A 22,127-nucleotide genomic window follows, 5' to 3' on the forward strand; every position below is an offset into this window, starting at 1 on the left:
GCCGTACTCTATATATACGACAATTTAGTGAAGTGGTTATATAGACCGTACTTCTTAAAATGGTACAGGCGAAAAGAAAAACAAATTAATTCACCAACTACTAAAACAATCATTTTATGGATATACAGACAGCCAAGCAAATCAGGATAGCAGATTATCTGCACAGTTTGGGATATTCTCCCGTCAAGCAACAGGGTATCAACTTATGGTACAAATCACCGTTAAGGGAAGAAACCGAAGCCTCGTTCAAGGTAAATACCGAGCGCAACCAATGGTATGATTTTGCACTCGGCAAGGGTGGAAATATCATCGCACTGGCGCAGGAACTTTACTGTTCCGACCATGTGCCATATCTCCTGCAAAGAATCGAAGAACAGACACCCTGTATTCGTCACGTATCTTTCTCTTTTGGCAAGCAGGCATCTTCCGAGCCAAGTTTCCAACAACTGGAGATTGTGCCACTTTCTTCTCCTGCCCTGCTCTCATATTTGCAGGAAAGGGGAATAAACACGGAACTGGCGAAAAGAGAATGTCGAGAAGCTCATTTCACCAACAACGGTAAACGGTACTTTGCCATTGCCTTTCCCAACGTATCGGGCGGATATGAAATTCGCAACCGCTATTTCAAGGGCTGCATCGCCCCAAAGGAAATCTCCCACATCAGACAGTCGGGGAAAACAAGGAATACCTGTTATATGTTCGAGGGATTCATGGACTACCTCTCCTTTCTGACATTGAGACAGGAGAGCTGCCCGAATTATCCGGAGTTGGACGGACAGGACTACATTGTATTGAACTCCGTATCGAATGTAAACAAGGCTCTCTATCCGTTGGGCAATTACGAACGCATCCACTGCTTTTTCGACAACGACCATGCAGGCATGGAAGCCCTCCAACAAATCCGCAAGGAATACGATAGGGACTTATACATCCGTGACGTTTCGCAGACCTACAGCGGATGCAAAGACTTGAACGAATACTTACAGGAACAGGCTGAAAGAAACAGGCAAGTCCAATCCGTAAAAGGGACGCACAATCGGCAACCGAAAAAGAAGAACGGCTTTCGGTTATAGCCCACTATAACTACACGCTCCGCTTTCGTAGTTGTGGGCTCTCCCGAGGGGATTAGGGCTTTGCCCTAATTACCCACTCAGGGCGTTCACCCCTGAGAACCCCGAGCAAAGAGTGACCCTCTCTTTGCAATCACCGCTTATGGGTTGTACCCCTAAGAACCCCACTGCGGAAGCGAACAAAGTAATCTAATATAAACAAAAAACTATGGCAACAAAATCAAGCATACATATCAAGCCTTGCAACATCGTATCGAGCGAGGCACACAACCGAAGGACTGCTGAGTACATGCGCAACATCGGAGAGTCCAGAATCTATGTAGTTTCCAAACTTTCCACCGATAACGAGCAGTGGGTAAATCCTGACTTCGGCACTACCGAATTGCGAACACATTACGACAACATCAAACGGATGGTCAAGGAAAAGACCGGACGTGCCATGCAGGAGAAAGAACGTGAACGCAAAGGCAAGAACGGAAAAATCATCAAGGTGGCAGGGTGTTCACCTATCCGTGAGGGGGTGTTGCTCATCAGAGCGGACACCACATTGGCAGATGTGCATAAATTTGGCGAGGAGTGCAAACAACGCTGGGGTATTACTCCGCTGCAAATCTTCCTGCACAAAGATGAAGGACATTGGCTGAGCGGACAACCCGAAGCCGAAGATAGAGAGAGTTTCCAAATTGATGGAAAGTGGTTCAAGCCGAATTATCACGCTCATATCGTTTTCGATTGGATGAACCACGATACAGGAAAGAGCTGTAAACTCAATGACGAGGATATGACCGAAATGCAGAGTTTGGCATCTGACATTCTCCTGATGGAACGTGGACAGTCGAAAGCTGTTACAGGCAAGGAACATCTGGAACGTAACGATTTCATCATAAAGAAACAGAAAGCCGAACTGCAACGTATAGAGGAAACCCAAAGGCACAAGGAGCAGCAGGTAACTCTTGCTGAGCAAGAACTCAAACAGGTAAAATCGGAAATACGCACCGACAAACTCAAAAGCGCAGCTACCGATGCAGCCACAGCCATAGCAAGCGGTGTCGGTTCTCTTTTCGGAAGCGGAAAATTGAAAGATTTGGAACAAACCAATGAGAATTTACGTCATGAAATTGCCAAGCGTGACAAGGGTATTGATGAATTAAAAGCCAAGATGCAACAAATGCAGGAACAGCACGGCAAGCAGATTCGTAACCTACAAGGAATACATAATCAAGAGCTTGAAACCAAAAACAAGGAAATATCACGATTGAACACCATTCTTGAAAAAGCGTTCAACTGGTTCCCATTACTCAAAGAGATGTTGAGAATGGAAAAACTCTGCTATGCCATCGGATTTACCAAAGATATGGTAAACAGTCTTTTGACAAAAAAGGAAGCAATCAGATGCAATGGGAAAATCTATTCCGAAGAGCATAGACGAAAGTTTGACATAAAGAACGATATTTTCAAGATTGAGAAAAGTTCGGTTGATAATAATAAATTGGTGCTTACAATAAACAGGCAACCGATAGGCGAATGGTTCAAAGAGCAATGGGAGAAACTTCGGCAAAGTTTACGACAGTCAGCGGAAGAGCCAAGAAAAAATAGAGGATTCAAGCTATAATTCCGCTCTATATAATCCAAAACATCAATAAAATAACTAATTTTGCATTCGGATAGGGGTAACTCTTTCCAAGACATAAGAAAAAAGAAGAAGCGGTATGCTTATCTTGTACTTGAAAACGTAGGAAATTTTCAATTAGGATACAAGGATGGCATAGTGGTTCTCACGCTATAGCGTGGGCTGCTATTGTTACATCTGTATCCGAGGTTTCCTACGACCTTCAAGTAAGAGTGTGGCATTGTGGTTCACGCTTCTTCGTAGTATGAACATTATATAGTCTAATTATGAGATATGTACTTGTGTTGATATTATCGTGCTTTTCCATTATTGGTTATGCTCAAAACTTTGTCATAAGTGATAATGACTCAACTATTACAACTGAATATAACGATGGGAAATTATGGGCATATCGGTATATGAATGGATATGTTGTCGGATTAACTTGTTATGAAGCAAAGGATGATTATGGTAAATATTATCAAATGCGGATATATATTAACAACCAAAACACTCAAAGTGTAACCTTTAACCCTAATGAAGTAAACGCATATCTCATAAATAAAAAAGGAGAAACTATTTCACTTGAGGTCTACACCAATGAAGAATTCCAAAAGAAAGTTAAGAGAACGCAAAATTGGGCTATGGCACTATATGGTTTTTCAGCAGGATTAAATGCAGGAAGTGCAGGGTACTCCACATCATATTCTACCACATATTCTCCCAATGGTTATGCTTATACTACAATGACCACTCATTATAACCCTAATGCAGCATATCAAGCAAATTTAGTAGCGAATGCACAAATTGCTACTTATGGAAAACTGATGGCAGACGAAAGAATTACAAAAGAACAGGGGTATTTAAAGAAAAATACAATCCACCCTAATGAGGGTATTGTTGGGTATATGAATATAAAAAGGAAGAAAGGAAATATTCTAACCATCAACATACCCATAAATGGCAATGTGTATTCTTTTGAATTGGATGTAAACAAGAAGAATAATAAATAACCGCTAATTGAGTTATAAACACCAAAAATACTATGTATATGAAAAAATTTATATTGTTTTTTGCAACATTGTTCATTAGTGTTATATCATTTGCTCAAAGCAATTCAGAACATCTGACTTTTAAGGGTGTGCCTATTGATGGAACTCTTAGTGAGTATGTTGCTAAAATGAAGAGTGCTGGATTTAAGTATTTAGGAGAACAAGACGGAACCGTCATTTTACAAGGTGATTTTGCAGGGTTTAAGAGTTGCATTGTCGGAGTTTCAACACTTAAAGCAGTAAATGTTGTTAGTACAATTGGTGTTATTTTCCCTGCATGTGAAGATTGGAGTTCACTTGAACGTGACTATGAACACCTTAAATCAATGCTCACCCAAAAATATGGCGAACCTGCCGAAGTTGTCGAGAAATTTCAAGGAAGAGTAATTCCTGATACTAACAATGAAAAATTGCATGAATTATATATGGATAGATGTACTTGGTACACTACATTTGAAACTAAAAATGGCAATATACAATTGTCTTTACAAAAGGGCGAATACAGCCAATACTTCGTTTTATTAAAGTATTATGACAAAATAAACTCTGATACCGTTCGCTCGGCAGCTATGGATGATTTGTAACCTTCAATAGATTCAATTTTATGACCGAAGAATCCATTTCAATAATAGCGATAATCATTGCATTGATATTAATTCTGTGGCTTTACATCTTTCTCCCTGCAAAAATGGCTAAGAAAAGAGGTCGTAGTGCCATTGGATGGGTTTTACTCTTTTGGATTATTTCTCCACTTTGGGGAATTATCGTTTTGCTTGTATTAGGTGACAGCAAACAGAAAATCCGTGAAGATATAATTGAGGAACTTCATCGTAATTAGTGTTAGAATTGATATATGAACCTTTTGCTTGCCATAATTGCCTGTGTCGTTGCTGCCTCTATTATTATCATAGCAACCATCCGAAAACGCCTTAAAGCAAAGTCTAACGAATTATCAGAACAGATAAAAGGGTTGTCTTCATACAGCGAACAATCGAATTATGAGCAAGCAAAAGAGAGATTGTCCGCATTGAATAACGGAATATTTATTGATATTCCTACTGACCTTAATAACGGTTTTTATGGCAAGATAATTTCTGCAACGCAGGAAAAAGATTTTATCAATTATTACAGACCACATTTTCAAGAAGCGTATTCTCTATTGAAGAAACTTGAAGCCTTTAATATCACTCCATCTGAAACTATTTCCAAATTCGTTGATGATTTTGGAGCTATCAATAAACTTGTAAAACAACATAATGAGGGCGTTATTACATTTCTGCTTGACACGCATAAAGATTTCTTCGACCATTGCCTAAAATACCCATTAGACAAGCAACAAAGACGTTCAATCGTTTCAGAAGAAGATAATTGCTTGGTTGTTAGTAGTGCAGGTAGTGGAAAGACCTCTTCTATTATTGGAAAAGTCAAATATCTAACAGAAATAAAAGGTATTGCACCTCATAGAATCTTACTAATTAGTTACACGAACAAAGCAGCAGCTGAACTTACGGAAAGAATGGCTACTGATGGTTTGAAGGGTTATACTTTTCATAAATTAGCCATTGATATTATTGGAAGAGCAACAGGCACAAAGCCATCTATTTGTGATAATACTGATTCTTTATTTGTAGATATTTATCACACTTTATTAGGGAATAAGGCTTTTAAGAATAGTGTAGTAGAATACTTTATTGATTATCAAACCAATGAAGCAGATTGGGAGCAACGCAAGAATGAAAGGCGAGAAAAGTTGTCGGAACAAAAAAATGTTCAGTTAAAAGCGATATTTCCCGATATGGACGGTCGAACCATATATGTGAGAAGTGAACAGGAGCAAAAGATATGCTTTGTTTTATCATCACTTGGAGTAAAATTCAGATATGAAGAGCCATACGAGCATCAATTAGCAGATGAAATGCACTCGCAGTATCGACCAGATTTCTCAATATATTTTAAGCAGGGAGGAATAATCAAGCGCATCTATCTTGAACATTTCGGAGTTGATGAACACGGTCTTGTGCCATCTTGGTTTGCAAAAGACAAGGGTATTACATACGAAGAAGCAAATCAAAAATATAATGATGGTATAACTTGGAAGAAAGCTGTTCACGAGAAATTTGGTACTCAACTTTTAGTAACATCAAGTGCTGATTTCCATTATTCTGATATTAGGGGTAAACTCCGTAAACTATTAGATGATGCAGGTGTACCAATTCAAGAGAAAACGGATGAAGAGTTATATGATTTGGTTTTGCCCAAAGGTAGTAAGCAGGAAAAGGCGTTTATACGACTTGTTGTTACTTTTGTAACATTGGTAAAATCAAGTTGTAAATCAGTTAAAGAGATTCTTAAACAAGCAAAGAATGTAGATGATGAGCGGAGTGTTTTTATTATCAAGAACATATTTCAACCTGTATATGAACGCTATATAAGCGCATTAAGCGATAGTAACCAAATTGATTTTACCGATGCGATTCTTCAAGCCACAGAGATATGCCGTACTTCACACCCTGTTGAGTATGATTATATCATTGTGGATGAGTTTCAGGACATATCGGTTGACCGTTACAATTTCTTAAAAGTATTGCGAGTGGGAAATCCGCCAGCAAAATTGTATTGTGTGGGCGATGACTGGCAGTCCATATATCGTTTTTCGGGAAGTGACATGGCTCTTTTTAATCAATTTCCTAAATACTTTGGAGCAACAGAGATAAATAAGATTGAAACCACATACAGATTTGGAGAGCCTTTGGTTTCGTTGTCTTCTCACTTCATACAGCGTAATAAATCTCAAATACAAAAGGATATACACTCATTCAATTCTGAAATGAAGACAGAGTTGGAGTTCTATTCTTACGATAGACGAGATTATTGCAATACGATAGGGCAGCTTGTGGCTTCTATTCCATCAGATAAATCAATATTTTTATTGGGACGTTATTCTTTTGATGATTATTACCTCTCTTTTATGTACCAATCCATTAAAGAGGGCAATAAGTTCTTTTATGTGATAGGAGAACGAAAAATCGAGTTTTTGACTGTACATAAGTCAAAAGGTCTTGAAGCTGATTATGTTATACTCTTACAATGCAATAAGGATACCTATGGCTTCCCTTCTCTTGTGAGTGACGACCCTGTGCTTAATTATGTGCTCACTAAAAGTGACCAATACCCCTATGGAGAAGAACGTAGATTGTTTTATGTGGCAATAACAAGAGCAAAGGTGAAAACACTCGTACTTTATGACAAGCGTTTTCCATCTGTATTTGTAGATGAGTTTTTGCATCCTGAAAAGGTTTCCGAAGAAAATTATCTAAAGTACCCCAACGCCAATAAAAGATGGACAAGAGGTGCAGACCAATTTCTGTTGAAACTATATAGCGAGGGTAAGAGCGTGAGGTATATTGCCACTAAAATGGGTAGAAGCCAAACTTCAATTGTTATGCGATTGAATAAACTTAATCAATAATACACAATCTCTAAAATAAGAATAATGCACCTCGTTAATATAATATAAAACACCCAATTTTACATTCTTGGGTGTAAAATTGGGTGCCTGTTTTGCAATTTGCTGATTTTCAGCGTTTATTGCGGAGAGACAGGGATTCGAACCCCGGGTACCTCGCAGTACAACGGTTTTCAAGACCGCCGCAATCGACCACTCTGCCACCTCTCCAAAACTCCTCTTTTAAGAAGTGCTTTTCTCTTAAAGCGATGCAAAATTACTATTCTTTTTTGATATCACAAATATTTCGGCACAAAAATATTATTTCTACGATATTTTATAAACGTAATTTATTTTACGGAGAGTCTATACTTGAAATGCTCCATATATATATTGTAAAATAACAGAAAAGCATAAAACATGCTGTCAACAAGAAATCAACTTCCTGCTGACAAGAAGTTAATTTCCTGTCAACAAACTCTTAACTTCTTGTCTACAGAAAATCATCTTCTTATAAGTATATGATAATCAGTACAAAGTTTTATAGCAACCCATTTATTTTTGTAAACATTTCCATTTTCAATCAGCAAATGATATTAGTTCCGCTATTAACCTGCCATTTACCAATAAATGAGTAAAAGAGTGCAGATAATAAGCACAAAAAAACAACCTTAACTGGTAACTCCCATACCTAACAATAGTTATTTTATGTCGTACAACATAAAAACTGACTATTCATGCAATGCTATGTGGAAAAAAGATAGTAATTTTGCAGTCCTTATTAGGATAACAACCATTACCCACTAACAAAATGAATATTATGGAATTGAACAAAACCTTTATCGACGGGCTTTGGAGCAAAGAAATCAATGTCAGTGATTTCGTGAGTAAAAACATCGCGCCTTATACTGGAGACGCTTCTTTCCTGCAAGGACCTACCGAACGTACCAAACATATTTGGGAGCTTTGCCTCAAAGCACTCGAAGAAGAAAGAGCTAACAACGGAGTACGTTCTCTCGACCCTCACACTGTATCAACTATTACTTCACATCAGGCCGGCTATATAGATAAGGAGAATGAACTTATCGTTGGTTTGCAGACAGATGAGCTATTGAAACGCGCTATCAAACCGTTTGGTGGCATCAATGTAGTAGCTAAAGCTTGCCGCGAAAACGGTGTAGAAATAGATGATAAAGTAAAGGATATCTTTACCCATTATCGCAAGACACACAATGACGGTGTATTCGACGTATATACTGAAGAGATCCGCTCATTCCGTTCATTGGGTTTCCTCACCGGACTTCCCGATAACTATGCCCGCGGACGTATCATCGGTGATTACCGTCGTCTGGCCCTTTACGGCATCGATCGCCTCATCGAAGCCAAAATGGAAGATTTACACAATCTGACCGGTCCGATGACTGATGACCGTATTCGCCTGCGTGAAGAAGTGGCCGAGCAGATCAAGGCTTTGAAAGATATTAAGATAATGGGCGAATATTACGGACTCGATCTCAGTCGTCCGGCTACTTCCGCACAGGAAGCCGTACAATGGGTGTACATGGCTTATCTGGCCGCTGTAAAAGAACAAGACGGTGCAGCCATGTCTCTGGGTAACGTTTCTTCGTTCCTCGACATCTTTATTGAATATGATCTGGCACACGGTAAAATCAATGAAACATTTGCCCAGGAGCTGATCGACCAGTTCGTTATCAAACTCCGTATGGTGCGCCATCTGCGTATGCAGTCATACAACGATATCTTTGCTGGAGACCCGACTTGGGTAACAGAAGCCATTGGCGGACGTTTCAACGACGGACGTGTGAAGGTAACGAAGACTTCCTTCCGCTTCCTGCAAACACTGTATAACCTCGGTCCTTCTCCCGAACCGAACCTGACTATACTTTGGGGACCTGAACTCCCTGAAGGCTTCAAGGAATTCTGTGCACAAGTATCCGTAGATACCAGCTCCATCCAATACGAAAATGATAACCTGATGCGCGAAGTACGTAACTGCGACGACTATGGTATCGCATGTTGTGTATCCTATCAGGCTATCGGCAAGCAGATACAGTTCTTCGGAGCCCGTGCCAACCTAGCAAAAGCCTTGTTGCTTGCCATCAACGGTGGACGTTGCGAAAACACCGGTACCGTCATGGTAAAAGGCATTCCTGTATTGACTGGCGAAACATTGAAGTTCGAGGAAGTTATGTCGAACTACAAGAAAGTGCTGACCGAAATTGCCCGTGTCTACAATGAAGCAATGAACATCATCCACTTCATGCACGATAAATATTATTACGAAAAGGCTCAGATGGCATTTATCGATACGAATCCACGAATCAATCTGGCTTATGGTGTAGCAGGTCTTTCCATTGCCATCGACTCACTGTCAGCCATCAAACATGCAAAGGTTACGGCCCGTCGCAACGATATCGGCTTGACGGAAGGTTTCGATATTGAAGGCACATTCCCATGTTTCGGAAACAATGACGACCGCGTGGACCACCTCGGTGTAGACTTGGTATATTATTTCAGCGAAGAACTGAAAAAATTGCCCGTTTACAAGAATGCTCGTCCTACCCTTTCATTGCTGACGATTACTTCTAATGTAATGTACGGTAAGAAAACAGGTGCTACTCCTGACGGACGTGCCAAGGGTGTAGCTTTCGCCCCGGGTGCCAACCCGATGCACGGACGCGATAAGAACGGTGCCATCGCATCACTGAGTTCCGTTGCCAAGTTGCGTTATCGCGACTCACAGGACGGTATTAGTAATACATTCTCTATTGTTCCGAAATCTCTCGGTCCGACACCAGAAGACCGTGTTGAAAACCTGGTAACAATGATGGACGGTTACTTTACTAAAGGTGCACACCACCTGAACGTAAACGTGCTGAACCGTGAAATGCTGGAAGATGCCATGGAGCATCCGGAGAAGTATCCGCAACTCACAATTCGTGTTTCCGGCTATGCTGTGAACTTCGTGAAGCTGAGCCGCGAGCATCAGTTAGAGGTTATTAGTCGTAGTTTCCACGAAAGAATGTAATATGATAAACGTACACTCCTACGAAAGTATGGGAACATTCGACGGGCCGGGTCTCCGGCTCGTCGTTTTCCTACAAGGCTGTCCGTTCCGCTGTTTGTATTGTGCCAACCCGGATACGATAGATGCAAAGGGGGGGACACCTACCCCACCGGAAGAAATTCTGCAAATGGCTATCAGCCAGAAAGCATTTTTCGGAAAAAAGGGTGGCATCACATTCTCGGGTGGTGAGCCTACATTACAGGCCGAAGCGCTTATACCTTTGTTCAAAGATTTGAAAGCAAACGGCATTCACATCTGCCTGGATACCAATGGTGGCATCTGGAATGAAAAAGTAGAAGAACTATTGAGCCTGACGGATTTAGTGCTGCTGGACCTCAAAGAATTCAATCCCGAACGCCATAAGAAACTAACCGGATGCAGCAATACAAAAACTTTGCATACGGCAGCTTGGCTGGAGGAACAGAACCGGCCTTTCTGGCTACGCTATGTATTAGTACCGGGATATAGTGATTTTGAGGAAGACATTCGCAGTTTAGGCGAACATCTCGGCCAATATAAAAGTATACAGCGGGTAGAAATTCTTCCTTATCATCGTCTGGGCGTGCACAAGTACGAAGCTATGGAATGGGATTACCAATTGAAAGAGGTAAAAGAAAACACTCCCGAACAACTAGAACGTGCAGAAAAGCTATTTAAGGAATACTTCGAAACGGTGATGGTAAACTAAGAGAAATAAAAGAGTGATAAGGTGATAGAGTGATATAGTAGCTGCGCTGTATGTCACAGAGCATTATCACCCTATTACTTTATCACTCTATTACTCTATCACCCTACCACTCTTTATTCATACTGATTAGTAAGTCAGACGGATACCTGCCTGCAACGTAAAGTTCGTCGGATTTTCCTTTCGTATAGTCTCTATCGGAGAGCCATCGTCAAAGAAATAGGAAACACCTGGCTCTACATATATGCCCACTCTGTTACTAATATTATATTGGGCACCTACCGCACCCATTACCGAAAGTTGCACAGGCTTCACTGTTTCCTTTTCACTTCCTACCTTACCATAAACACACTTCTCTATTGCACCACCGGCAGATACATACACCGTGAAACGTTTATCATTAACGAAACTCCAGTTCGCACGCACCGGAATACCGATATAGTGCAGTTTCTGATCTGTCTTTTCCGAACTGTTTTCGTAAGTTATCTCAGATGACAGCATCGTATAAGTCACACCGGTTTCCACCGAGAAGTTTTTCGGCAATGCTTTCCGCACCGATACACCGAAACTGAGCGGTTGCTTATGCTTGATATCCTTAACCTGACGCAAATTTTTCCGCAAATAAGGCACACCACCTTCAAAAACAAGTTCCTGGCCGTCAGGAATATTCAGAATACCGTTAGATACATCCGGCAAGTCTAACTTATCACTAAACATCGGACCGGAGCTAGGATCGGCCTGCATATCATTTCCCATTGTATTCATGGCAAGTGCTCCTGTATTTCCAACAGACATACCAATCGCCCAACCTTTATTTTTCGTAGAAGATTTCTTTTCGGTCGGCAAATGCAGTTTGTCTCTGCTGGAAGGACGGTATACCTCGCGCTCCTTTCCTTTAGAAGTTGAAGAAGAGTTTGATGGAACGACATCGTCTCCATTCGCCTTTTCTGTGAGCACTTCAGTGTCCTTTTCCTGTATCTGTGCACCCATTTCCGATATATTCTTTTCTGTTTCCAAATGTTGTGCCACAAGAGCTTGACGAGAGCTTTCCTGCTCAATCACCCTTCTGATAACAAACTCCGGTTCTTCTCCCTGCACATCCGGCTCTGCAGGTGCAGGCAGCGCATCAGGTATAGCTGCTAAAGCCGGTTCGGCCGCACGACGCACATCGTCCACTACCGGACTTTGCAGCAACCAAAGACTGACGGACGACACAGCCACCAGCGCAACCGCCGCAGCCGTCATCGCCCAACGGCGGAACAGAATCTTTTTCTTTGTCCCGACAACAGACATGGGTGCAGAAGTCGGCAACGCCTTCTCCAATCGCTCCCAGCCGGCATCAGGTAGCGGCTCGGAGTAATCATCCAACCGTTCCTTTATCTTTTTCAACCACAATTCATCATCTTTCATCATACGTCCTTTCCTTTAAGCATTGTTTTTCATCCACTCCCGCACTTTAGTAGCCAAAGTAGCTTTGGCACGCGTCAGCTGCGAAGCTGATGATTTCTCATTAATTCCCAGCATCTGGGCAATTTCCCTATGAGATTTATCTTCAAATATATACAAGTTGAATACGGTGCGATAACCAACAGGCAATTCACTGATAAACTGCATCAGCACCTTCTGAGGAATAGTATCCACTGTCGAAGCATCAGGTTCTTCGTACGTTTCGGGTACGTTATCCAATCCTTCCGACTGGTTTATTACATCATTCTTGCGCAAGTATTGCAGCGCCGTATTCACCATAACACGCTCCATCCACGCCCGCAAGGAACCATCACCCCGCCAAGTGAATTTATCAAAAGAATCGAAAAGTTTCAGGAAACCGTCGTGCATCAGGTCTTCTGCCGTTTCACGGTCGCCCGCATAACGGAGGCACACGCTGAGCATTCGCCCAGCATAGCGCTCGTACAGTTCTTTCCTGGCAAGGTTATCCCCTTGCCTGCATCGTCCTGCCAGTTCCTGTTCTTCCATTCTTTCCTTTGACACGCGTTTACCTTATAAATGCAGCAAAGATAGAAATACTGCACGTAGCGAACAAGAAATTAATTCTTTTGTTTCTTTAACAGTCAGACGTGCAGTATTTCCCCTCATCACGCATTTTTAAAATACATGGGAAAAATAAGATTAACTCCAAAAACATGCAATTGATGAAAAAGCTGAGATTTTATTCGGTAATACTTCTGCTTACGTTTTTAGCAGTATCGATGTTACAGTCTTGTCTGAGTGATGCTGATGACACTTCTAATGGTACTCTTTTTACAATCGGTACCATAAAGGTTATTGAAGATAAGGAATACTATTTTAATCTAGATGACGGTGAAAAGATGTATCCCAGCGATACAACATATATACATAATTATACTGTAAATGACGACCAACGCGTCTTCATTCATTTTCTTCCATTGGAAGAAAGTATTCCGGGATATAAGTATAACGTAAAACTGATTCAGATAGAAGACATTCTGACAAAGGATATCATTCCGCTGACTGAGGAGACTGCCGACAGTATTGGTAATGATCATATTAATGTCGTCGAGTTGTGGATTACAGGAAATTATCTAAACATAGAACATCAATTCTTCCACAACAATAATAGCAGTAAAAAACACATGTTGAATCTGGTCATCAATCAAACAGAGCAAGCATCTGCCTCGGAAGATGATTATCTCACATTGGAGTTCCGCCACAATGCTTATGATGATGAGCCACGCACACTGGGTTGGGGAGTTGTATCATTCAGATTGAAAGAGATAGCCAATCAACTGGTGGGAAAGAAAGGATTAAAAATTATCGTGAATACGATTTACGATGGAAAACAAACTTATACGGTGGACTTGAAAAAATAACAGATCAAGTTAAACGAAAAGATATCAACCTAAACTATGACCTATTGAAGACGAAGAGGGTACATCCACTTTAGGAATGTACCCTCTTTTACATTTATAGCTGTACCAGGATACGGAATACCTTTCCCGGATTAGCTACCCACTCCGTCATTGCTTCCAATGCATTTTCGGGTACTGCAACTTTCGTTATTAATTCTTCTACCGGACAAGTACCTGCCTTCATATAGTTAATTACCGCGCGGAAATCGGCCGGCAACGCATTTCTGGAGCCTCGTATATCCAATTCTTTCTGAACAAAATACTTGGTCTGAAAAGCGACTTCACTTTTTGCATAGCCAATGCAGACTACACGGCCTGAGAAAGCTACTTCATCGACAGCCATTACATAAGTCACAGGACTACCGACTGCTTCAATCACAACATCAGCCCCAAAGCCTTCCGTAATTTCTTGTATCCGGCTATGTATATTTTCTGTCTTAGAATTTACTGTATAAGAGGCTCCCATTCTCCGAGCCAACTCCAACTTCTCATCATCCAGATCCACAGCAATAACAACGGCACCTCTAAGCGCAGCACGTACAATAGCACCTATACCAATCATACCACACCCGATGACCATCACATATTCATTATCAATCACCTGACCGCGTGAGACAGCATGAAATCCCACACTCATCGGCTCAATCAGAGCACAATCACGAGGAGAGATGTCACCTGCCGGAATTATTTTAGTCCAAGGCAATACAGCATACTCACACATCACACCATTTCGCTGCACTCCCAATGTTTCATTATGTTCGCAGGCATTGACACGACCATTACGGCACGAAGCACACTTACCACAATTAGTATATGGATTCAGAGTCACATTCATTCCTTTCTCGAAACCAGCCGGAACATCCGGACCTATTTCTTCAATTATCGCGCCCACTTCATGTCCCGGCACTACAGGTAATTTCACCATCGGATTACGTCCCAGGAAGGTGTTCAAATCAGAACCACAAAAACCTACATATTTAATTCTCACCAACACCTCACCGGCACCAACCACCGGTTTTTCAAGTTCAACCACCTTCATTTCAGAGGGATTGACTATTTGAACTGCTTTCATTTTATATATTTGAAATTAATTGTTTAATCAATAACTTTATAACCTTTCCAGCCATAGTAGGCACAGAAAATAAAGCAAATCATCGGCACACAGTAAGCTGCATAATAGATATGCTCATTGGCATGCATGAAATAAGCCGTCAGTTGAGGGAGACATGCATTGCCGACAATAGCCATCACGAGAAAAGCCGAACCACTTTTTGTCTGGTCGCCCAATCCCTTCAAAGCCAGAGAGAACTGTGTGGGATACATAATAGACATGAAGAAAGAGATAGCCAGCATAGCATATAATCCTACCATACCTCCCCAAACCATTACCACTCCGCACAAAAGAATATTCATTAAGGAATAAACCAATAACATATCCTGTGGACGGAACTTCACCATCAATCCTGTACCAATCCAGCGTCCTACAAGGAAAGCAAGCATATAAAGTCCGAAGAAAGTTGTTGCGGTTTCTTCCAGAAGTCCTGCATAAGAACAGCAATAGACAAGAAACAAACTATTAATCGCCGTCTGTCCGCCATTATAAAAGAACTGCGCAATTACCCCCCAACGCAAGTGTGAATGTTTCAGCACACCAAAATCAATCAGCTTTTCTTTCTTTGAACCTGAAGAAGGAGTTTTACTTTCATCTCCTATCTGTGGCAATTTAGAAAATACGAATACCACAGCTATGATAATCAGCAATAAAGCCAGCATCAGATAAGGAAACTTCATGGCATCCGTCTCTACCTGTATATAAGCCTGCCAGCCACCCGGATAATCTACAGGCAATGTATCACGTGTATAATGCGTGCCGCTCAGAATCAGTTTACTCAGAAACATAGCAGAAATAAAGGCTCCGAGTCCGTTGAAAGATTGCGCCAGGTTTAGCCGTCGCGGTGCTGTTTCGGGCGCACCCAAAACGGTAACATACGGATTGGCAGCAGTCTCCAGAAAACACATACCGGTAGCAATGATAAAGAATATGCAGAGGTAGGCCCAATAGGCTTTCAGCATGGCAGCCGGAAAAAAGAGCAAACCTCCCAATGCCGCCAACAATAAACCGAAAATAATGCCCGCTTTGTAGCTATAACGCTTCATGAACATAGCTATCGGGATCGGAAAAATGAAATAAGCAAGCCAATAGGCAGTTTCTGTAAATGACGCCTCAAAGGTGTTTAGTTCACAAGTTTTCATCAACTGCCGTATCATTGTAGGGAGCAGATTACTGCTAATTGCCCAAAGGAAAAAAAGGCAGAAGACCAGGGTCAAAGGTATCGTATAAGTATTTTTTTTCATGGTATTATTATCTTCTTATTCAGACATGTTTTTGATATATGGCAATATGGGAAGATCAGTAAATCCATAGAATTTCCGGGCATTCTCTCCGAGGAATAGCCTTTTCTCATCTTCCTGCAAATCGGGTGATTTCACTATAAAATCATATGACATCTTGTAAGTGATTGCGGTAATGGTACGCGGGTAATCCGATCCCCACATCAGTTTCTCCATCCCGACCAGTCCGGCAGCTTCCCGTATAGCTTTTACTGCTCCCCTAAAGGGATAGAATTCATCATTGAAAAGCCAGGTGATTCCTCCGGATTCAATCATCACATTGGGATGAAGGGCTAACCGTATCTGTTCTTTCCAATCCGGACGCGTCACCATTCCGAAATGCCCGATAGCAATTCTCAGCCGGGGACATTCCTGAATGACCTCCTGCATCTCGGGAATTTGCGTTGCTCCGTCCGCCAAGTCAATAGAAAGCATCACATCCCGTTCTTCCATATAATGGAACATCTGCATCATTTCTTCACTATTCAGCATCACCCGCCCTTCTCTAAGCAACAGACGTTGAGCCGGGATCTTAATAGCTTTAAAACCTGTTGCTATCAGTTCTTTGGCCTGTGCCAGAAACCCGGGCTTACGGAACTCACACATTCCGCAAACAAAGAAACGACCGGGATAACGGGAAACAACCTCTGCCAGATATTCATTCTGAATACCGTCTATAAATTCTTGCGTAATGACGGCAGCAGATACTTGCGCATAGTCCATGTTCGACAGGAAAACTTCTGCACTGTTCACCCCGTCCACCATAAAGGGAGGAACCATCTGACGGATTTCTCCCATAAACAACGAACGTCCGTTATCCAGCGTACAAATGGGTAGGTCATCTACCACTGTATCTTGCCGTAACCATAAATGAGCATGCGCATCAATTATTGTATAGTCCATATAGACAGCTATTTTTTTTAAGAGTTAGCCCAACTTACACGTTGCTGTTCTCCAATAATCTCCCGTACTTCACGTACCAATTCCCAGTCAATCGGTTCTTCTATAAAGGATACGTTCTTCTTTACATTCAGCGGATTAGCCGTACTGAACAAAGTGGTCGCAATTCGTGGATTACTTACAGAAAATTGCATAGCCAGTTTTTCTATAGGATAGTTCTTTGCCTTACAGTGTTCCATTGCTTTACGACAAGCCTCCACCAGTGATTCAGGAGCCGGATGCCATTCAGGAACGCCACGCTCGCTCAATAATCCCATTGAAAGCGGAGAAGCGTTGATCACTCCTATTCCTTTCGACTCAAAATAATCGAGAAAATCAATCAGTTTATCATCGCACAAACAATAATGGCAGAAATTAAGGATCGATTCTACCGTACCACTCGGCGAATGATCAATCACCCATTTCAGATTTTCGAGTTGTAAGTCGGTGATCCCCACATGCCCAACAATACCTTTCTCGCGCAAGCCGACTAAGGCCGGTAATGTTTCATTTACAATCTGATTCAGATCGGCAAACTCAATATCATGTACATTTATCAAATCGATAAAGTCAATATTCAGACGCTCTATACTCTCATACACACTCTCTACTGCGCGTTTTGCAGAATAATCCCAGGTATTGACCCCATCTTTTCCATAACGTCCCACTTTAGTAGAGAGATAGTATCGGTCACGCGGAACATCTTTCAAAGCTTTCCCTAAAACAGTTTCAGCTTTATAGTGCCCATAATAGGGAGAAACATCTATAAAATTCATGCCTGCTTCGATGGCAGTAAATACAGACTCAATTCCTTCTTTCTCTTTAATATCATGGAAAACTCCTCCCAAAGAAGAAGCTCCAAAACTGAGAGATGACACTTTCATCCCTGTCTTTCCGATTTCATGGTATTGCATATCAATTAAATTTAAAAGTTTTTAGATAGGGCAAAAATAGGGCAAGAATAACTTCAGGACAGCATGCAAGGTACAAAAACAACACGTAATGGTTTACGTAAAAAAAATATCCTTTCATACCATCTTTTATCAGGGAATATGCTTTCTTTGTAAGTGAATCTAATAGCAGACTTTAAAATGGAATACCAGAAACATACTTCACTCAAAGATCTCGCCAAAGCATTGGGCGTATCCATTCCCACTGTATCCAGGGCACTAAAAGACAGTCCGGAAATCAGCAGTGAACTTCGTACTAAAGTCAAAAAACTGGCAAAAGAGATGAATTACCGTCCCAATCCTTTTGCCATGAGTCTGCGAAAAAACACTCCGCGTATCATCGGAGTCGTTGTGCCGGATATCGTTACCCATTTCTTCGCATCCATCCTGAACGGAATAGAAAACATGGCAGTAGCTAACGGATATTTCGTTATTATTACCACTTCACATGAAGCATACGAATACGAGAAAAGGAATATCGAAAATCTGGTAAATATGCGAGTAGAAGGCATTATCGCCTGCCTATCTCAGGAAACAAGAGACTATTCACATCTTGCCGCCTTAAAGGACATTAATATGCCACTTATCTTGTTCGACCGTGTTTGCCTGACCGACCAGTTTTCGTCGGTAGTAGCAGATGGTGTACAATCCGCACAAATGGCTACCCAACATTTATTGGATACCGGCAGCAAGCGGGTAGCTTTTATCGGAGGAGCCAATCATTTGGATATCGTAACCAAACGAAAGCATGGCTATCTGGAAGCTCTGCGCGACAATCACATTCCTATCGAAAAAGAACTGGTAATCTGCCGGAAGATAGATTATGAGGAAGGCAAAATAGCTACGGAAACTTTATTATCTCTCCCGCAACCACCTGATGCCATCCTTGCCATGAATGATACATTAGCTTTTGCCGCCATAGAGGTTATTAAAGAACATAGACTTCGTATCCCCGAAGATATAGCCATCATCGGATATACAGATGAACAACATGCCAATTATGTAGAACCGAAATTATCAGCTGTATCACATCAGACTTATAAAATGGGAGAAACGGCTTGTCAATTACTTATAGATCAAATCAAAGGGGATAAAACAGTCAGACAAGTGATTATTCCGACAAATTTGCAAATCAGGGAAAGTAGTAGAAAGAAATGAGAAAATGGCTTCTCAACCTGCGGAGAGACGGGGATTCGAACCCCGGATACCCTTTAGGGGTATACACGCTTTCCAGGCGTGCCTCTTCAACCACTCGAGCACCTCTCCTTATTCGGAGCGCGAAGATAGAGGAAGTTTTCGGAATAACAAAATTCCAAACCAACTTTATTTCAAGATTACAGTTGTGTTACCTGATCATTTTAGTCGCACATCCCACGAGTTTTTCGCAATATCTATTTCAAAACTTTACATATCAGCCTTCCATTAAATACCGTTTCTTATAGTTATTTGTATAGACGGCTTACCATTAACAAAAATCTTCTCCTCCAAATAATTCTTTTTGTGAAAAATGAGTATATCATTACTTTGAACTTTTATTTCATATTTTCCATCTTTATCCGTAACAACAAGTATTTTCTTTTGTAGTGTTGAGAAAATATTTACTCCTTGTATCGGAGTTGCTTGTGTATCGCGAACAATGCCTTTAACAGTAATAACTGCTTCTCCGCAACTGTTCATTGTATCCAAAACCGTTTCTTTGACCTGGTAAGTTGTATCCTGAAATCCAATCTGAACTGTATCTCTCAAGAATATTTTATCCGAAGAATCTCCCACTTGTAATTCAAAATCTCCAGACTCTAGAACCATTTTTCCTTGATTATTAGTAAAAGCCAAATCTTGAATCGCAACATTCAAAGAAACCTCTATTGTTTCCTTAGGTTTTAGAAAAACCTTGGCAAAAGCTTTCAACTGTTTTACAGGAGTTACTACAGAACTATAAAGATCGCGTACATAAAGTTGCGGAACCACCTGTCCCGCTCTCTCGCCGATATTTCTTATACATACAGACAACATTATCGAATCTTCGCGTTGCTCAATCTTCATATCCTCATAATCAAAAACCGTATAGCTCAATCCATGTCCAAAAGCCCATAATGGTTCTGGAGAAGAAAAAACGTAATCTCTTCCCGGCACTTCATAACTTCCCGGTTGACGGTAGTAACCATGATCAGTAGGAAGATAATTGTAATGAGCTGGAAGATGACCCGCACTTTGAGGAAAAGAAACGGGAAGACGACCTGATGGGACTGTTTTTCCAAAAAGAATATCTGCCACAGCATTCCCTCCTTGTTCTCCGGCATACCACTGGACAAGAATAGTTGGTACATGTTTCTTTTCCCAAGGAATGGAAAAAGGCTTACCGGTAACCATTACCAAGATCAAAGGCTTACCAGTAGCATGAACATCCCGAATCAATTTCTCCTGAGCTCCTGAAAGAGATAAATCGGTCAAGTCAAAACCTTCACCACAATTCACTTCCCTGTAGTTCCTAGCCAACGAGGCACTAGCACTGCCACAAAACAACACTGCCACATCGCTAGCTCGTGCAGCAGCTACTGCAGCAGCAATATTAGTGGTATCTAATGACATAATGCTACACCCTTTGGCATAACGAACTTGTACACCAGTACCTGCAAGCAATGAACGTATCCCTGCAAGAGGGGTAACCCCGTCTTTATTGTCACGGCTCCATGTATAATCTCCAAACTGTACCTGGTCCGCATTAGGCCCTATAACTGCTATCGACTTCAACTTAGAAGGAACAAGTGGCAGTAAATCCCCGTCATTTTTCAACAGCACAACCGATTCATCTGCAATACGACGTGCCAATTGCCTGTTTTCAGAAACATGTAACTGGTCCGCCTGTACCACTTTTCCATAAGGATTCTCAAAAAGGCCAATCCGAAATTTTGCAAGTAATACTCTATATACAGCCGTATCGACTAATGCCTCATCTACTTTTCCTTGTTCTATCAAAGGAACCAGATAAGGATAGCATTCACTGGATGCCTCCACATCTAGTCCTGCAGTAAGTGCTTGCACGGCAGCTTCTGATAAAGTTGATGCAGTATGATGAAAAGTATGTAACATATCAATAGCTCCCCAATCGGAATATACATACCCCCCAAATCCCCAACGGCGACGCAAAACTTCCGTCAGCAAATAATAAGAAGCTGAATTAGGAATTCTATTCCAAGAATTATAAGTAGACATAACAGCTTGTATCGGTAAAGTCGTTATAACTCGCTTGAACGGATACAAATAAACATCATGTAACTCGCCTATACCACAATGAACAGAAGCCAAATTCAAACCTCCCGTCGGATTGCCATGCGGACCATAATGTTTCAACATGGGCGAAATTCCATTATCCAAATATCCCCTTACCTCTTCACAAGCTAAAATTGCATTCAAAAACGGGTCTTCTCCGTAACTCTCTTCCACTCTGCCCCAACGCATATCCCGAACCACATCAATGCAAGGCCCCAGTACTTGCCGTATGCCTTGATAATGTAACTCAGCAGATATTCCAGCTGACTTCTGATAAGCTAATGAAGGATTAAAGGTGGCTGCCAGAGCTATATTCTGAGGATAAATCACAGAACCCTCATGGACAGAGCCATGTAAAGACTCTCCTATCGTGAAAATCGGTATACCGAGCCGAGTATGCTTCAACATATATTCCTGAATCCGGTGTAAATGCTGATGGCAGCTTTCACCCGTAAGAGGAAAACCTTCAACAAATCCCCAACACTTGTCCTGAACAAAATCTTTCAACTTTTCCTCATTCAGCATTTGTCCGTCAAATATATGTCCAGAATGAATATGACGTATCTGAGCTACCTTTTCTTCCAAATTCATTCTTTGCAGTAAATCGACTGCCCTAAGTTCAGGAGAAAGTTTCGCATTTTTATAAGGTTGCGCCTGCAGAGGTACCAAACTTACTCTGCCAAGTAGGAAAACCATAACAATGATATTAAAAATCAATTGTTTTCTTTGCATATAAATAT

General features: G+C 41.3%; 17 protein-coding genes and 2 tRNA genes. 10 read left to right on the top strand and 9 right to left on the bottom strand.

All coding sequences use genetic code 11. From position 1 onward, the window contains the following. The first annotated feature begins 116 nt into the window (after window positions 1-116). The 6 genes from BACINT_RS17165 (at window position 117) to BACINT_RS17190 (ending at window position 7,200) form a co-directional block, all read left to right on the top strand. Window positions 117-1,073 carry a toprim domain-containing protein gene (locus BACINT_RS17165; RefSeq protein ID WP_007665322.1) on the top strand — a complete coding sequence of 319 codons (957 nt, stop codon included), beginning with the start codon at window positions 117-119 and terminating at the stop codon, window positions 1,071-1,073. Between the two features lie 205 nt (window positions 1,074-1,278). Continuing rightward, a complete protein-coding gene (locus BACINT_RS17170; RefSeq protein ID WP_044155090.1) occupies window positions 1,279-2,682 on the top strand; it encodes a hypothetical protein in 1,404 nt (467 codons plus the stop codon). Window positions 2,683-2,966: 284 nt separating this feature from the next. After that, window positions 2,967-3,692: a hypothetical protein gene (locus BACINT_RS17175; protein WP_007665328.1), complete on the top strand. Its 726-nt coding sequence runs from the start codon at window positions 2,967-2,969 to the stop codon at window positions 3,690-3,692. A gap of 38 nt (window positions 3,693-3,730) precedes the next feature. Beyond that, a complete protein-coding gene (locus tag BACINT_RS17180) occupies window positions 3,731-4,315 on the top strand; it encodes a hypothetical protein (RefSeq protein WP_157448663.1) in 585 nt (194 codons plus the stop codon). Between the two features lie 20 nt (window positions 4,316-4,335). Next, window positions 4,336-4,569 (top strand): hypothetical protein, encoded by a 234-nt coding sequence (locus tag BACINT_RS17185; RefSeq protein WP_007665334.1) that lies wholly within the window; start codon window positions 4,336-4,338, stop codon window positions 4,567-4,569. A 15-nt stretch (window positions 4,570-4,584) separates the two neighbouring features. Beyond that, window positions 4,585-7,200, top strand: a complete 2,616-nt coding sequence (locus BACINT_RS17190) for a UvrD-helicase domain-containing protein (RefSeq protein WP_007665337.1) — start codon at window positions 4,585-4,587, stop codon at window positions 7,198-7,200. 122 nt (window positions 7,201-7,322) lie between these two features. Here BACINT_RS17190 and BACINT_RS17195 read toward each other — a convergent pair. Next, window positions 7,323-7,407, bottom strand: a tRNA-Ser gene (locus BACINT_RS17195). Between the two features lie 589 nt (window positions 7,408-7,996). On the opposite strand from BACINT_RS17195, the gene pflB reads away from it, so the two are divergent. Further along, the gene (gene pflB, locus BACINT_RS17200) at window positions 7,997-10,225 is read left to right on the top strand and encodes a formate C-acetyltransferase (protein ID WP_044155339.1); all 2,229 of its coding nucleotides are present in this window, start codon (window positions 7,997-7,999) and stop codon (window positions 10,223-10,225) included. A gap of 1 nt (window position 10,226) precedes the next feature. Continuing rightward, window positions 10,227-10,952: a pyruvate formate-lyase-activating protein gene (pflA, locus tag BACINT_RS17205; RefSeq protein WP_044155091.1), complete on the top strand. Its 726-nt coding sequence runs from the start codon at window positions 10,227-10,229 to the stop codon at window positions 10,950-10,952. Window positions 10,953-11,078: 126 nt separating this feature from the next. Here pflA and BACINT_RS17210 read toward each other — a convergent pair whose 3' ends face one another. Together BACINT_RS17210 and BACINT_RS17215 are read right to left on the bottom strand one after the other, a co-directional pair. After that, window positions 11,079-12,362: a porin family protein gene (locus tag BACINT_RS17210; protein WP_007665345.1), complete on the bottom strand. Its 1,284-nt coding sequence runs from the start codon at window positions 12,360-12,362 to the stop codon at window positions 11,079-11,081. A 12-nt stretch (window positions 12,363-12,374) separates the two neighbouring features. Continuing rightward, window positions 12,375-12,923: an RNA polymerase sigma factor gene (locus BACINT_RS17215; protein ID WP_007665348.1), complete on the bottom strand. Its 549-nt coding sequence runs from the start codon at window positions 12,921-12,923 to the stop codon at window positions 12,375-12,377. 176 nt (window positions 12,924-13,099) lie between these two features. On the opposite strand from BACINT_RS17215, the gene BACINT_RS17220 reads away from it, so the two are divergent. Further along, a complete protein-coding gene (locus tag BACINT_RS17220) occupies window positions 13,100-13,798 on the top strand; it encodes a NigD1/NigD2 family lipoprotein (RefSeq protein WP_044155340.1) in 699 nt (232 codons plus the stop codon). A gap of 94 nt (window positions 13,799-13,892) precedes the next feature. Here BACINT_RS17220 and BACINT_RS17225 read toward each other — a convergent pair whose 3' ends face one another. The 4 genes from BACINT_RS17225 to BACINT_RS17240 are packed head-to-tail and all read right to left on the bottom strand — an operon-like array spanning window position 13,893 to window position 18,081. Beyond that, window positions 13,893-14,909, bottom strand: coding sequence for a zinc-binding alcohol dehydrogenase family protein (locus tag BACINT_RS17225; protein ID WP_007665355.1), 1,017 nt, complete (start codon window positions 14,907-14,909; stop codon window positions 13,893-13,895). Between the two features lie 23 nt (window positions 14,910-14,932). Continuing rightward, a complete protein-coding gene (gene fucP / locus BACINT_RS17230) occupies window positions 14,933-16,192 on the bottom strand; it encodes an L-fucose:H+ symporter permease (protein WP_007665357.1) in 1,260 nt (419 codons plus the stop codon). Between the two features lie 15 nt (window positions 16,193-16,207). Beyond that, on the bottom strand, window positions 16,208-17,131 hold the full coding sequence (locus BACINT_RS17235; protein ID WP_007665359.1) for an amidohydrolase family protein: 924 nt from the start codon (window positions 17,129-17,131) through the stop codon (window positions 16,208-16,210). Between the two features lie 17 nt (window positions 17,132-17,148). Further along, window positions 17,149-18,081: an aldo/keto reductase gene (locus BACINT_RS17240; RefSeq protein WP_007665362.1), complete on the bottom strand. Its 933-nt coding sequence runs from the start codon at window positions 18,079-18,081 to the stop codon at window positions 17,149-17,151. A gap of 177 nt (window positions 18,082-18,258) precedes the next feature. Between BACINT_RS17240 and BACINT_RS17245 the strand changes: the two genes are divergently transcribed. Next, entirely contained in the window at window positions 18,259-19,275 is a 1,017-nt protein-coding gene (locus BACINT_RS17245; RefSeq protein WP_021967430.1) for a LacI family DNA-binding transcriptional regulator, read from the top strand. A 20-nt stretch (window positions 19,276-19,295) separates the two neighbouring features. Here BACINT_RS17245 and BACINT_RS17250 read toward each other — a convergent pair. After that, window positions 19,296-19,383: transfer RNA gene (locus tag BACINT_RS17250), tRNA-Ser, on the bottom strand. Between the two features lie 156 nt (window positions 19,384-19,539). Beyond that, on the bottom strand, window positions 19,540-22,119 hold the full coding sequence (locus tag BACINT_RS17255; RefSeq protein ID WP_007665368.1) for a glycoside hydrolase family 3 C-terminal domain-containing protein: 2,580 nt from the start codon (window positions 22,117-22,119) through the stop codon (window positions 19,540-19,542). Between the last annotated feature and the right edge of the window lie 8 nt (window positions 22,120-22,127).

The organism is Bacteroides intestinalis DSM 17393, from assembly GCF_000172175.1.
Classification (GTDB): Bacteria; Bacteroidota; Bacteroidia; order Bacteroidales; family Bacteroidaceae; genus Bacteroides; species Bacteroides intestinalis.

Coding starts and splice junctions, on each gene's coding strand:
- BACINT_RS17165 (WP_007665322.1), top strand. CDS start 117: ATGGATATACAGACAGCCAAGCAAATCAGGATAGCAGATTATCTGCAC.
- BACINT_RS17170 (WP_044155090.1), top strand. CDS start 1,279: ATGGCAACAAAATCAAGCATACATATCAAGCCTTGCAACATCGTATCG.
- BACINT_RS17175 (WP_007665328.1), top strand. CDS start 2,967: ATGAGATATGTACTTGTGTTGATATTATCGTGCTTTTCCATTATTGGT.
- BACINT_RS17180 (WP_157448663.1), top strand. CDS start 3,731: ATGAAAAAATTTATATTGTTTTTTGCAACATTGTTCATTAGTGTTATA.
- BACINT_RS17185 (WP_007665334.1), top strand. CDS start 4,336: ATGACCGAAGAATCCATTTCAATAATAGCGATAATCATTGCATTGATA.
- BACINT_RS17190 (WP_007665337.1), top strand. CDS start 4,585: ATGAACCTTTTGCTTGCCATAATTGCCTGTGTCGTTGCTGCCTCTATT.
- pflB (WP_044155339.1), top strand. CDS start 7,997: ATGGAATTGAACAAAACCTTTATCGACGGGCTTTGGAGCAAAGAAATC.
- pflA (WP_044155091.1), top strand. CDS start 10,227: ATGATAAACGTACACTCCTACGAAAGTATGGGAACATTCGACGGGCCG.
- BACINT_RS17210 (WP_007665345.1), bottom strand. CDS start 12,362: ATGATGAAAGATGATGAATTGTGGTTGAAAAAGATAAAGGAACGGTTG.
- BACINT_RS17215 (WP_007665348.1), bottom strand. CDS start 12,923: ATGGAAGAACAGGAACTGGCAGGACGATGCAGGCAAGGGGATAACCTT.
- BACINT_RS17220 (WP_044155340.1), top strand. CDS start 13,100: ATGAAAAAGCTGAGATTTTATTCGGTAATACTTCTGCTTACGTTTTTA.
- BACINT_RS17225 (WP_007665355.1), bottom strand. CDS start 14,909: ATGAAAGCAGTTCAAATAGTCAATCCCTCTGAAATGAAGGTGGTTGAA.
- fucP (WP_007665357.1), bottom strand. CDS start 16,192: ATGAAAAAAAATACTTATACGATACCTTTGACCCTGGTCTTCTGCCTT.
- BACINT_RS17235 (WP_007665359.1), bottom strand. CDS start 17,131: ATGGACTATACAATAATTGATGCGCATGCTCATTTATGGTTACGGCAA.
- BACINT_RS17240 (WP_007665362.1), bottom strand. CDS start 18,081: ATGCAATACCATGAAATCGGAAAGACAGGGATGAAAGTGTCATCTCTC.
- BACINT_RS17245 (WP_021967430.1), top strand. CDS start 18,259: ATGGAATACCAGAAACATACTTCACTCAAAGATCTCGCCAAAGCATTG.
- BACINT_RS17255 (WP_007665368.1), bottom strand. CDS start 22,119: ATGCAAAGAAAACAATTGATTTTTAATATCATTGTTATGGTTTTCCTA.